Below are 13,322 nucleotides of genomic sequence, written 5' to 3' on the forward strand. Positions count from 1 at the left end.
GATCTGTTTCAATATTGAATCCCTGCAAATCGGTAAAGTTAACCCTGTCGTTATCGGCCATGTGTCGACACTCGTGAGGTTGAGTGAACGGCGTTTCCTTTTTGAATGATATGACTTTCTGTTCGGATCTGGGTGCGGGAAAAGCACTGCACACTTCCCAGATTATCGTTTTGCTTTCCAATCTTTTTTGGGGCTCACGCTAGCGTGTAGCCCCTTTTTTTTATGCCGTAGTTTCTTTTCAATCTGCTGTTATTAAATCACTCTCGGTACAGGGTACACGGAACTGTGCGCTTGTTGGCAATCTTACCAATCAATTAAAACGGGTGTTTTAAGCTAGTAACAACTTGGTTACAATCCTGGTCGGACCTGTAGAACATCCTAAGGAGCAGTGATGACGTCTCAGCAACATCTTAAAACCGGCAATGGCGATCGTATTGCCATTGTGTCTGGGCTGCGTACGCCATTTGCGCGCCAATCAACCGCGTTCACTGATGTGCCAGCGGTTGATTTGGGCAAAATGGTGGTACAAGAACTGCTGAACCGCAGCAGTATTTCCCCAAAAGACATTGAGCAAGTGGTGTTTGGGCAGGTAGTGCAAATGCCTGAAGCCCCCAACATTGCGCGAGAAATTGTATTGGGTACGGGGATGGACATTCACACCGATGCCTACAGTGTCACCCGTGCCTGTGCGACCAGCTTTCAAGCCGTTGCCAATGTGGCAGAAAGCATGATTGCAGGCAATATCCAAGTGGGAATTGCCGGGGGCGCGGATTCATCATCGGTCTTGCCGATTGGCGTAAGCAAAAAGCTCGCCCGTACCTTGTTAGATTTAAGCAAAGCGAAAACCATGAGTAAACGCTTAAAGCTGCTCAGTAAGCTATCGGTTAAAGATTTAGCCCCTGTACCACCGGCTGTCGCCGAATACTCAACCGGCCTCAGCATGGGGCAGACCGCTGAGCAAATGGCGAAGTCACATCAAATTTCACGAGGCGATCAAGACGCACTCGCGCTTCGCTCTCATCAGCTTGCCAGTAAAGCGTGGGATGAAGGCTTGCTCAGTGATGAAGTCATGACGGCGTACCCTGAGCCATACAAAGCGTGGATTGGACAAGATAATAACTTGCGTCCCCATTCCACCCTGGAAGATTATGCCAAATTACGCCCTGCATTTGACCGTAAACATGGCTCTGTGACCGCGGCAAACAGTACGCCGCTTACTGATGGTGCGGCGGCAGTATTAATGATGCCAGAAAGCCGTGCTAAAGCGCTTGGGCTCGAGGTCTTAGGCTATATACGTTCCTACGCGTTTTCGGCGATTGGCGTACAAAAAGATATGTTGATGGGCCCTTCGTATGCGACCCCGATGGCGTTAGACCGAGCGGGGATCACGTTGGCGGATCTCACCTTAATTGATATGCACGAAGCGTTTGCCGCGCAAACCCTATCGAATGTGAAAATGTTTGCCTCTGATACCTTTGCCCGTGAGCACCTCAATCGTGATCGCGCCATTGGTGAAATTGATATGGACAAATTCAACGTGCTGGGCGGCTCGCTTGCTTACGGTCATCCCTTTGCTGCTACAGGCGCGCGCATGATCACTCAAACACTGCGTGAGCTTAAACGTCGTGGTGGAGGATTAGCGCTTAACACCGCGTGTGCGGCCGGTGGGCTAGGTGCTGCAATGATCTTGGAGGCAGAATAATGACAACCGATAATACGCAAGCCTTTACGCTAACGATTGCTGATAATCACATTGCTTGGCTGACCATTGATGTGCCTGGCGAGAGCATGAACACCTTGCAAGCGAGTTTTGTCGAGGGCGTTTCAGCGGTGCTGGATCAACTTGAGGGCAATCAGTCGATTAAAGGACTGGTGATTCACTCTGGCAAACCGGACAACTTTGTCGCAGGCGCTGACGTGCGCATGCTAGAGGCGTGTGAAAGTGCCGAACAAGCGAGTGAGATAGCGGGACAAGGACAAGCCTTATTCTCACGCATTGAAAAACTGCCTTTTCATGTGGTGGCTGCGATTCATGGTCCTTGTTTAGGCGGTGGGTTAGAGTTAGCTCTTGCCTGTCACAGTCGGGTTGCTACTGATTGGGATAAAACGCGACTGGGCTTGCCGGAGGTGCAACTTGGTCTGCTTCCCGGATCGGGCGGTACGCAGCGTTTACCGCGCTTAATAGGCGTCCCCGATGCATTGGACATGATGCTAACCGGTAAGCAGCTTCGGGCGAAGAAAGCGAAAAAACTCGGCGTGATTGATGATTGTGTTCCGAATACGGTTCTGCTTGATGTCGCCGAAGCGTTGGCGCAAAAGTCCAAGCCGAAACGCAGCCGGACATGGCAAAGCTGGATGTTAAGCGGAAATTCGGTAGGGCGTAACCTCGTCTTTGATCAAGCGGGTAAAAAAGCGCGTGCCAAAACGCGGGGTAATTATCCGGCAGCGGATGCTATCTTAGCGGTGGTCAAAAAAGGTCTAGATAAAGGACTAAAAACAGGTTTCGCGGAAGAAGCTCGACAGTTTGGCGAGCTGGTGATGACGCCTGAGTCAAAGTCATTACGCAGTCTCTTCTTTGCAACGACCGCGATGAAAAAAGAAAATGGCGCGGACGCTGAGCCAGGTCAGGTTGAACGAGTCGGTGTTCTCGGTGGTGGCTTGATGGGGGCGGGCATCGCCCATGTCTCCGTTGCCAAAGCCGGTTACCCCGTGCGAGTGAAAGATGTCAGTGAAGACGGCATTTTAAACGCGCTTCGCTACAGTTACGCATTGCTCAACAAAAAGCGGAAACGCAAGCAAATCAGTAAAGCTGAGTTGCAAGCGACCATGATGCAACTGTCTGGTGACACACAAGCCACGACCTTGTCGAATGCTGACGTGGTGGTTGAAGCGGTGTTTGAAGATTTATCGCTAAAACACCGTATGGTGCAAGAGATGGAGTCGATAACAAGTAAAGACGCTATTTTTGCCACCAATACCTCTTCATTGCCTATCCACCAAATTGCCGAAGGCAGCCAGCGGCCAGAGAAGGTTGTTGGCTTGCATTACTTCAGCCCGGTGGAAAAAATGCCTTTAGTCGAGGTAATTCCACATCAAGGGACCAGTGATAAGACGATATCTACCGTGGTCGAGCTTGCTCGCAAACAGGGGAAAACACCGATTGTGGTGGGGGATAGCGCTGGATTCTATGTGAACCGAATTCTCGCCCCATATATGAACGAGGCGGCGCGTGTGTTATTGGCTGGCGAAACGATTGAGCATATCGATAATGCATTGCTCGACTTTGGTTTYCCGGTCGGTCCTATTACGTTGCTTGACGAAGTGGGGATTGATATTGGGGCTAAAATTGCGCCAATTCTCACCCAAGAGCTGGGTAAGCGCTTTGAAGCGCCAGATGTCTTTGATGTGCTGTTAAATGATGACCGTAAAGGGCGTAAAACCGGTAAAGGCTTTTATCGCTACGATGCCAGTAAAAAAGGCAGTAAAGGTAAGCAGGTTGATAAAAAGATCTATAGCTTATTGAATATTAAACTCAATGCGAGTTTATCTGGTCATGAAGTGGCCCAGCGTTGCGCGCTGATGATGCTGAATGAGGCGGCACGTTGCCTCGACGAGGGCGTCATTCGCTCCGCACGAGATGGCGATATTGGTGCGATCTTTGGCATTGGCTTCCCGCCATTTTTGGGCGGACCGTTCCGCTACATGGATCATATTGGTATCGAACGTGTGGTGAGCTTGCTCCAAGCGCATCAAAATCGTTACGGTGACCGGTTTGCGCCTTGTGAACGTCTGTTGGCAATGGCGAAAGAAGGCGATGTCTTCTATCCAGATACCGAATAAGCGCGTCGCTTAAAAAAGAGCGAGCGCCAAGCAAAAAACAGGGCCATAAAGCGCGGCCCTGTTTTTTTATATTTTAACGGTAGGTTAGTCTTCACTGCGCCGACATCGTGCACGGAAAGCCTCAATATCGGTAATAGGGTGAGCGCCGTCTAGGGTGGCATCGTCTTGGTGGTCAATGCCACAGCTGTGCATCACAAGTCTATCGGCGGTTCTTGGTTTTAAGGTATTGACCACAAAGCGTACCATATCAGCGCGTGTGAGCTCAGCCATGGCGTCGGCCACTTGCTCGCGACGTTGATAGTGATAATCTTTGTTGCCAATACTGATCCAGTAACGTTGCGCACGCGCGCGTAAATTATTATCTGGCTCTCGCACCTGGGCGAGTAGGCTCTGTTTGCTGCTCTGCCAACGCGATTCGCTCATCTCCAAGAGCACCATAAAAAACGCATTCAAAAAATCGTCAATCGCCCCCATTAATAACTCAGGGCCTGCCAACGGCGATTGCACGTAAAAAATCAATCCAGGGTGACGATTGAGGGGTAAATTGTTCGCGCCAACCATATAACCAAGTTGTTGTTTAGTCCGTAATTCGTTAAAAAAAGCGGACGACATGAGATGGTTCGCGAGGGTATAGGTCGCCACCGCCTCCGGGTCGGTAGATGCGCTTTGATAATATACCAAGAGTGCGGACTCCGCGTGTCCAAGTGTGCGCTCATAACTGACGGTGCCCACACCGTCGAGCAAGGTCAGCGGTCGTACTGATTCTTGATAGGCTTGCCCTTCTACGCGTAGCGCATCTTTCACGGTGTTGGCCAGTGCTTGCGTATGGTTTAGATGCCAATTGCCATAAACAAACATATCGACGTGGAGGGTAGCGAGCATTGCCTCGACAAATTCAGGCAGATCGCGCAACGTCACCGTCTCTAAAGCGCTTAAAAGGGCATGATACGGTGGGTTATTGGGTTGTAGTAAGCCAGTCATGCTGTTGTATAGTTGACTGAGTGGTTTATTCTTCTCGGCATTTTCCCAGCTTCGTTTTAGCTGCGCTTTGATCGTTTCAAAGCGTTCGGGATTAAAACTGCGCTGAGAAAATCGTTGTAAAATCAGCTTGAGTAATAAAGGTTGCTTATCGTTAAAGCCACTGAGGGTTAAGGTCACGCCGCCTTGGTGCGCATACAAATTGTAATTCATGCCCGCAATTTCGGCCTGATACGCTTGCTCATTCAGTGCTTCTAATAACATCTCAACGCTAAGCCGGGTCATGACAATATTTTTAACCGTCGCGACCGCATGTGGGCTATCAATGGCAATATAGACATGCCCTTTCGGCACGCGGAAGTGTGGCTCTTGGCCATGCCAGAGACGAAAGCCTGGCAACGTCTCTATTAAGTGCGGGGTGTCACTTTGGTCGGGCTCAACGGGGAGCGGGTGCAGTGCATCGGCAATGTAGGGGTTTGGATCCGGTAGGGCGAGCGCTGGCGATATCGAGTCTGTTTTCCATTGTGCGATTTGCTTAGCAGAAAACCGTTTGATGGAATAAGGCGTTTGATACCAGTCTGCTTGCTGATCATGGCTAAAGCCTTTTGCCACCAGCATCACTCGAACGTTATCGACGCTCATATGCTGCAACATGGTTTGAATTTGAGTGTGATCGAAGCCGGCCATCATATAATCCCCATACAAGAGATCGGCCGGTGCGTAATGGTGCATATTCATGACCAACTGACTCACGGTATCAATAGGGCGAAGTGCGTCTTGATAGTGAAAAGCTAACTCTTGCACTTGCCGCTTTTCCTGATAGCGCCAAGCTTGGACACCGTTCTGTCGAATCAATGCGATCGCTTCAAAAACATGGGTGATGATATCGTCGATGTGGCTTAAGCCCAATTCGGTGAGCGCAAAGCCAAGTGTAAACTCGCGAAAGTCTCGCCCACTGATCCCGCCGCCTGCTGAGAGTGTGTTGATATAGCCTTTATTTTTTAATAAAGACATCAGGCTACCCGGGCCTTCATAACCGAGCAGATGGGCAATGTAAGATAAAGGCTTGGTACGATATTGATCAGGGCTTTCTGGCACAGAGAAAGCGAGGGTGAGTTTGCGCACCTCTTTAAGCGGCGCAATGGTGACCCATTGATGGCGCTCGGCCTTGGTCACTAGCGGTGCGTCAACGGTAAGCACGGGATAATCATGATTAGCAATCGCGGCAAAATATTGCTGGGCCAGCGCCTCAAGATCATCGAGCGATTGTGGTCCGGTGAGCGCAACCGTCATCAAATTCGCGCTGTAATTGGCGTGATAAAATGCGATCAAATCATCGCGCACTGATTGATCCGGACGGTCGGCCAATGTTTCTACACTACCGACGGAGAATTTGGCAAACGGATGCTGAGGATTAATGGTTTCTTTGTGAACTTGATAGATACGTCGCACATCATCATTGAGCTTCATGCGATATTCAGCGTCAACTGATTGACGTTCTTTATCCACGGCATCTGCGTCGAAGCGCGGTGAAATAAAGAAAGCGCTGAAGCGATCTAAGGCGGGGGCGAACTGATTGGGACGAATATCGAAAAAGAAGGTGGTATTTTCTGTCCCCGTCCAGGCGTTGTTATGGCCACCATGTTGGCTGATAAATCGCTGAAAATCGCCAATCACTGGATAAGACTCAGTGCCTAAAAATAGCATGTGCTCGAGAAAGTGAGCGAGCCCTTGTCGGTCTACCGGATCATGAAAGTGCCCCACATTGACCGACAAGGCCGCGGCGCTGCGATGCGCCTGTGGATCGTTGATCAGTAAAACACGCAATGCATTAGGCAGCGTGATATAACGGTAGTGTTTGTTGTCGTTTGGGCTGACGTACACAAGCAACTCACTTTTAAAGTAAATAAGTTAAGGTTAAGTATGACTACCACTGACCAGAGTCGCAAACCACTTATTTGGTCTTTGGTGTTTTACCTTGGTAGCATGCAGCAAATCTCAGTATAGAAGTGTGGGTATTAACGCGATGAAATTGATCATAATGCGTCATGGCGAAGCACAAGCGTTCGCGGCCAGTGATAGTGAACGCGGATTGACCGCGCATGGCGAGCAACAAAGCCAACAAATGGCAACCTGGCTCCAGCAGCAGCTTAACGGGCAGGCCATTGATAAAGTACTCGTCAGTCCGTATTTACGCGCGCAACAGACATGGCAAGCATGTGCGCCTCTATTGCCTGCCGCTGGCGAAGTACTCACTGAAGAGGGTATTACGCCGTATGGAAACAGCGATCAGGTCCATACGTATCTAAGCGCGATGATAGAGGTAGATAATCCCGGTGTGATTTTGTTGATCTCACATTTACCGCTGGTTGGCTACTTGACCAATGAATGGATAAAAGAGGGCCAACCGCCAATGTTTGCCACCTCGGCAATGGCGATCATTGACGTTGACACAGCGACGCAACAGGCGTCACTGGCTACCCTGATGTCGCCACGTCAGCTCGGACGCTAACGCTCAGGCACTTCGATTAATACCAAGAGGGCAGCATCGCCACCAAACTCGCGTGGCGCTTGATGAAACGCCATCACGCTGGGATGCTGGGCGAGCCAGAGGGGGATTTTTTCTTTGAGGATGCCTTTACCAATACCGTGCATCACGCTGGCACAGCCGGTCCCCTCTTTGACGCACTCGGCGAGCATCGCCCCGAGCTCTCGCTTTGCCTCGGTTTGGGTCATGCCATGTAAATCTAAATAGATATCGGGCACATAGACGCCACGACGAAGCCGTTTGACTTCGTACTTAGAGACGTCTTGCCGCGCATAGTGCATGGGCCCTGACTCCGTTAAAAGTGGCTCAAACTGATCGGAGAAATAAAAGGCATGGTCGCTACTTTGCCGCTCAAACTGGCGTTGTTTACGTGGTTTGCTCATCTGGCGTTGTGGCGGGTTTATGGTATCCTGCTCCAACTTTTTTGCGCCTTTGACGGCATCACGGAATAGTGCTAACTCCTCTTCCGTCATCGATGGTTTTTTGCTCATAAAAAAACTGTCTCCGAGGTAATAGGCTCATTGTACAATCAGCCAGCTCAAAATGCTGCTTATTGTACTGACCTAGCGTCAAAGGGCGACCCCAAATTGCATGAAGCCGATGGAGGCCAATGTGGATACGATTTTTACTGAAGAAGTGGTCAGTGAGTTACATACGCTGCAAGACATGCTGCGCTGGACAGTCAGTCGTTTCAATGCGGCAGGGTTATTTTACGGCCATGGCACTGACAATGCTTGGGATGAAGCGGTTCAGCTGGTACTCCCGACCTTATATCTTCCTATTGATGTCCCGTCTGAAACCCGTTTTTCTCGCCTAACAACCAGTGAAAAGCATCGTATTGTTGAGCGTGTGATTGCGCGTATTAACGATAAAACGCCGGTCGCGTATTTGACCAATAAGGCCTATTTCTGTGGTTTAGAGTTCTTTGTCGACGAACGGGTATTGGTGCCTCGCTCTCCGATAGGTGAGCTCATCCAACAAGAGTTTGCCGGTATTTTGCCGCATGCACCGAACCGAATAATGGATCTGTGTACCGGCAGTGGCTGTATCGCGATTGCCTGTGCTTACGCCTTCCCCGATGCCGAGATAGACGCGGTTGATATTTCCACCGATGCGCTCGATGTTGCCGAAATCAATATTCAGGATCACGGCTTGGAAGAGCAAGTGATCCCAATCCGTTCCGATTTGCTTAAAGAAGTGCCACAAGACAAATACGATTTAATTGTGAGCAACCCGCCTTATGTCGATGCAGAAGACATGGACGACTTACCGGATGAGTTCCGTCATGAGCCGGTACTGGGCCTCGCCGCGGGGACGGATGGATTGAAGTTAGTGCGTCGAATGCTTGCCAATGCGCCGGATTATCTTAGCGAAGACGGTGTGTTGATCTGTGAAGTGGGCAACTCCATGGTGCATATGCAAGAGCAGTATGGACATTTGCCCTTGCATTGGCTTGAATTCGAGCAGGGAGGCCATGGTGTCTTTATGATCACGCGTCGCGATTTAGTCGCCTGTGCCGATGAATTTGCCCTTTATCGCGATTAATGCGTGCCTTTGCTCGTGTTACTTAGCCAGCCCTTGTGCTGGCTTTTTTCTATTTAGGGGGCGAGTCAGCGGATTTTTTTGCGTCTTTGGTTGCTTTATGGTTAATTGCTAACAAAGTATGCAAAAACACAACAATRCCCATCAGGCAAACAGAGGAAGGCATGGCAGGCAATACGATTGGACAAATTTTTCGCGTCACCACCTTTGGAGAAAGTCATGGCGTGGCGTTAGGCGCTATTATTGATGGCTGCCCACCGGGGTTAGCGCTGACGGAAGCAGACATGCAACAGGATCTGGACCGTCGCCGGCCGGGCACGTCTAAGTACACCACGCAGCGCCGTGAGCCCGATGCGGTCAAAATTCTCTCTGGTGTGTTTGAGGGACAAACCACCGGCACATCGATTGGGTTGATGATTGAAAACACGGATCAACGCTCAAAAGATTATTCCAAAATCAAAGATGTGTTTCGTCCAGGCCATGCTGATTTCACCTATCACCATAAATATGGCGTCCGTGATTATCGTGGCGGCGGTCGTTCGTCGGCGCGTGAGACAGCCATGCGCGTGGCAGCCGGTGCGGTGGCTAAAAAGTACCTTGCGCAAGAGCACGGCATTCAAGTGCGCGCTTATCTGGCGCAAATGGGCGAGGTCACTATCGATACCGTCGACTGGGCGCAAGTTGAGCAAAACCCTTTCTTTTGCCCAGATGTGAATAAACTTGAGGAATTGGATGCGTTGATCCGTCAACTGAAAAAAGACGGAGATTCAATCGGTGCCAAGCTCACCGTGGTGGCAGAAAACCTTCCTGTCGGCCTTGGCGAGCCGGTGTTTGACCGTTTAGATGCCGATATTGCCCATGCATTGATGGGGATTAACGCGGTGAAAGGGGTCGAAATCGGAGATGGGTTTGACGTGGTGAATCAGCGTGGCAGTGAGCATCGTGATGAAATCCACCCGGACGGGTTTGCCTCGAACCATGCGGGAGGCATTCTTGGCGGTATCTCTTCAGGGCAGCCACTGGTCGCGCACTTGGCATTAAAGCCCACCTCTAGCATCACAGTGCCGGGTAAGAGTATTGATGTTCATGGTGACGCTGCCGATGTGGTGACCCGAGGCCGTCATGATCCTTGTGTGGGGATCCGCGCGGTGCCGATTGCCGAAGCCATGGTGGCAATCGTACTGATGGACCATTTGCTCCGTCATCGTGGGCAAGTTGGCCGTTAAAAGCCGGCCCGCCAATTCACACACACCTCATGTATCTTGTTATTTGTTGACGCTCCCCCGCCATTCGTTGGCGGGGCATGTTTGTAACTTTCCCCTATGACTCATAACTATCACGATTTAATTCAACTGTTTAACCAAACCTTTCTCGCGACTTTTAACACCGAGCTGTTACTGGGCGGCGATGAGCCTATTTATCTGCCGGCGAATTCAAATCATCCGCATCACCGCGTGATCTTTGCGCGTGGTTTTTTTGCCTCAGCGCTACACGAAATCGCACACTGGACCATTGCCGGTGAGAAACGCCGTCAACTGGAAGATTATGGCTATTGGTATCACCCCGATGGCCGCGATGCTGACACGCAAGCCGCGTTTGAAGCGGTAGAAGTTAAGCCTCAAGCGATTGAGTGGATCCTTGCGGCAAGCTGTGGCTTTCGTTTTCAAGTCAGCTGCGACAACTTAAGTGGTGTAGAGCCCGATCGCCATGCCTTTGCGGGCAAAGTCCGTCATCAAGTCATTGATTATTTATCTGACGCAGAGGCAAGCCCGGCGTTGCCCGTGCGCGCTAAGCAGTTTTCTGATACCTTGCGAGACTTTTACGGTGTCTCTGCTCTGGGGCCCGATGACTTTACGTTGCCCAGCTAAGGTTAATAAGATGAAAGTTCAAGATTATGAAGCACGCATTTTGGCATTAATCGATGAGATGGTAGACACTGCCTCAGACGATGAATTATTTGCGAGTGGCTATTTACGCGGCCACGTCTCGCTGGCGGCTGCGGATTGTGAGTTAGAGGGCATGGATGAAGTGGCGTCATTAAAAGCGCGCGTGGACACTAGCTTGTCGAAAAATGCGAGTGAACTCTCACCGGGCGATCAACGCTTGGTCGGGGCGCTTTGGGATCTGCTTCAGCAACAAGTCGAAAAATCGGCGTAACACTGCAATACTGCGTTTCTCAATAACTGCGCTTTTCAACGCCTGTTCTGCGGTATCCAGTGATTATCAAGCCATCGCCTCGACGATGGCTTGGTTGTTTTCCCCCACACGTGCTTGTTTTTATTGATATATAACTAATGATTCGCTACACCGCTTTACCTTTTAGCAGTTTGCGGATCCACATGCGTCCCGGGTGCAGGGTATCGAGTACTGACTGTGGCAAAGGCAAGGGCTCATCACATAACTGAGCGACGAGGATTTCTGCGGCGAGAGGGGCGGAGGTAAGACCGCGAGAGCCCAGCCCCAGAAGGCAATATAGCCCAGGGTAAACCGGGACGGAACCGGCTTTTTCCTTGTCTTTTTGCAGGGTTTGGTAGGCTAAAAGCAGTGCGTCGTAATCACACACATTGCCGATAAATGGCAAATGATCGCGACTGGCACAGCGCACACCAACGCGTCCTGTTTTGGCAACAGGCACATGGTGTGCCCAATCAGTGTTAATACAGCCGGTTAAGCGCTGCTGGTTTTCAACCTGATCGGCCGATTGAAATTCAAGGTCGGCATTATTGCGTGCATAGCTTGCGCCTAAGCAATGCTCACCAGCCTGATTTGCCGGTGTTAAATAGCCCTCAAAACATAACACCGTGTTCAGTGCGCGGAGGTCAGCATTGGTGGGAACGTGGCTCACTTGGCCGCGCACGGGGTAAACCGGAATAGGCGCCGTTTGATTAAAGTTATCCGCTTGGTGCCCATTGGCGATAATCACGTTCTGGTGACACAGCTCACCGTTGGCGGTACTCAGGGTCCAACCATTGTCCGTTTGTGTTAACGCATTGATGTGACAATCAAAATGCGCGCTTAGCTGTCCGCGGGTGATAGCGGCACCAATCACGCCTGCGGTAAACTGTTGCGGACTGAGCCAGCCGCCCAGCGGGTAAAACACACCGGCATGCCCAGTTTCTACCCCCACTTTTTCTGTCACTGCGTCTTGGCTTACGCGCATGACCAGTGCCTCAGGAAATGCGCCATGAAGCATTTTTTCGAGCTTAGAGGCGCTTTTCTCGTCATAGCCTAGTTGGGTAACACCACACCAGTCATGTTCAAAGGCGATGCCTTGTTCAGCCTGTTGGCGAATAAACTGCCGAGCAAATAAAAAAGCGGGCGCAAAAAACTGACTCAAGTTGTCGTTGTTACCATTAAGGAGTGGATAAACCGCTCCTTGCTGATTGCCGGATGCGCCTGCCGCTGGCTGCGGGTCTTGGCAATAAAGCGTGACTTGCTTGCCTCGCTGAAGTAATGCGCTAATCAAGGCTGCACTGGCAATACCACCACCAATAATGGCAATGTCATCCGCTGTTGCGGCGGATGTGCGCGCATACCAAGGTGGATGGCTGGCAGTGGCTTGGCGAGCAGGTAAAGCACCCGCTAACATTTCTCGCTTGTGACCAAAGCCTTTTACCTTTTTCATCTCAAAGCCGGCGTCAATCAGTCCACGGCGGACAAAGCCGGCCGCGGTGAACGTCGCGCAGGTACACTGCTCTCGCGCAAGTCTTGCCATGCCATTAAATAAATCCTGGTTCCACATTTCAGGGTTTTTGCTTGGGGCAAAACCATCTAAATACCAGGCATCAACAATCCCTTCCTGACCTGTCGGTACTTGTGGTAACCAATCTTTAATATCCCCAAACCATAAATCGAGTGTAATCTGACCATCAGCTAATACAATACGTTGACAACCCGCTAACGGTACGGGGTAATGGGCGCGGAGTTGCTCAGCATAGTTTGCAAGCTCGGGCCAAGCTTGATGGGCACGCGCGAGATCTTCTACGGTCAAAGGGTACTTTTCAAAACTGATAAAGTGGAGGTGCGTGACGGTGCTATCAAGGTTAGCATGGCGAAATTGGTCAAAGGCATGCCAGGTGGCGAGAAAGTTTAGCCCGGTCCCAAATCCGGTTTCTGCAATCACAAAGCGTGACTGGGATGCCGTATGCCAACGTTCGGGCAGCTGGTTTTGCGCCAAGAACACGTAGCGGGTCTCCGCTAAGCCGTCGTGATTGGAAAAGTAGACGTCGTCGAACTGATCAGCAACAGGCGTACCTGTATCATTCCAGCTGATTTTTGCATGGTCGATTGAGGGAGTGCTCACAAATGCCTCGTACACAGGAAAGAGAAGATGGAAATTGTACTGATAGAAAGGAAAGCTGACCACTTATCAGCTTTAAAAACGCTATCATCCACTGCGAAATTAACGTCTAGG

Annotated in this window: 10 protein-coding genes; 7 read left to right on the forward strand and 3 right to left on the reverse strand. The window is 50.6% G+C overall.

All coding sequences use genetic code 11. The annotated features are described in order from the left end of the window. Positions 1-391: 391 nt before the first annotated feature. Together fadI and fadJ are read left to right on the forward strand one after the other, a co-directional pair. Positions 392-1,702 (forward strand): acetyl-CoA C-acyltransferase FadI, encoded by a 1,311-nt coding sequence (fadI, locus tag BZG77_RS04245; RefSeq protein WP_077646325.1) that lies wholly within the window; start codon positions 392-394, stop codon positions 1,700-1,702. Beyond that, complete coding sequence (gene fadJ, locus BZG77_RS04250; protein ID WP_077646326.1) at positions 1,702-3,840, forward strand: fatty acid oxidation complex subunit alpha FadJ; 2,139 nt, start codon at positions 1,702-1,704, stop codon at positions 3,838-3,840. Before fadI ends, fadJ begins: the two co-directional genes overlap by 1 nt. An 84-nt stretch (positions 3,841-3,924) precedes the next feature. On the opposite strand, the gene BZG77_RS04255 is transcribed toward fadJ, so the two are convergent. After that, the gene (locus tag BZG77_RS04255; RefSeq protein WP_198532385.1) at positions 3,925-6,702 is read right to left on the reverse strand and encodes an insulinase family protein; all 2,778 of its coding nucleotides are present in this window, start codon (positions 6,700-6,702) and stop codon (positions 3,925-3,927) included. 142 nt (positions 6,703-6,844) lie between these two features. Between BZG77_RS04255 and sixA the strand changes: the two genes are divergently transcribed. Continuing rightward, the gene (gene sixA, locus BZG77_RS04260; protein ID WP_077646327.1) at positions 6,845-7,330 is read left to right on the forward strand and encodes a phosphohistidine phosphatase SixA; all 486 of its coding nucleotides are present in this window, start codon (positions 6,845-6,847) and stop codon (positions 7,328-7,330) included. On the opposite strand, the gene smrB is transcribed toward sixA, so the two are convergent. Beyond that, positions 7,327-7,857 (reverse strand): endonuclease SmrB, encoded by a 531-nt coding sequence (gene smrB, locus BZG77_RS04265; RefSeq protein WP_021023101.1) that lies wholly within the window; start codon positions 7,855-7,857, stop codon positions 7,327-7,329. The two genes, sixA and smrB, sit on opposite strands and share 4 nt — an antisense overlap. Positions 7,858-7,978: 121 nt before the next feature. On the opposite strand from smrB, the gene prmB reads away from it, so the two are divergent. The 4 genes from prmB (at position 7,979) to BZG77_RS04285 (ending at position 11,065) form a co-directional block, all read left to right on the forward strand. Next, on the forward strand, positions 7,979-8,911 hold the full coding sequence (gene prmB, locus BZG77_RS04270; protein WP_077646423.1) for a 50S ribosomal protein L3 N(5)-glutamine methyltransferase: 933 nt from the start codon (positions 7,979-7,981) through the stop codon (positions 8,909-8,911). A gap of 161 nt (positions 8,912-9,072) precedes the next feature. Then, complete coding sequence (gene aroC, locus BZG77_RS04275; protein WP_021023103.1) at positions 9,073-10,134, forward strand: chorismate synthase; 1,062 nt, start codon at positions 9,073-9,075, stop codon at positions 10,132-10,134. Positions 10,135-10,230: 96 nt separating this feature from the next. After that, the gene (locus BZG77_RS04280; RefSeq protein ID WP_077460331.1) at positions 10,231-10,776 is read left to right on the forward strand and encodes an elongation factor P hydroxylase; all 546 of its coding nucleotides are present in this window, start codon (positions 10,231-10,233) and stop codon (positions 10,774-10,776) included. 10 nt (positions 10,777-10,786) lie between these two features. Beyond that, entirely contained in the window at positions 10,787-11,065 is a 279-nt protein-coding gene (locus tag BZG77_RS04285) for a YfcL family protein (RefSeq protein ID WP_021023105.1), read from the forward strand. Between the two features lie 145 nt (positions 11,066-11,210). Here the strand turns inward: BZG77_RS04285 and mnmC are convergent, their stop codons facing one another. After that, positions 11,211-13,211, reverse strand: a complete 2,001-nt coding sequence (gene mnmC, locus BZG77_RS04290) for a bifunctional tRNA (5-methylaminomethyl-2-thiouridine)(34)-methyltransferase MnmD/FAD-dependent 5-carboxymethylaminomethyl-2-thiouridine(34) oxidoreductase MnmC (RefSeq protein ID WP_077646328.1) — start codon at positions 13,209-13,211, stop codon at positions 11,211-11,213. Positions 13,212-13,322: the final 111 nt, after the last annotated feature.

Source organism: Salinivibrio sp. IB643, assembly GCF_001996105.1.
GTDB classification, from domain to species: domain Bacteria; phylum Pseudomonadota; class Gammaproteobacteria; order Enterobacterales; family Vibrionaceae; genus Salinivibrio; species Salinivibrio costicola.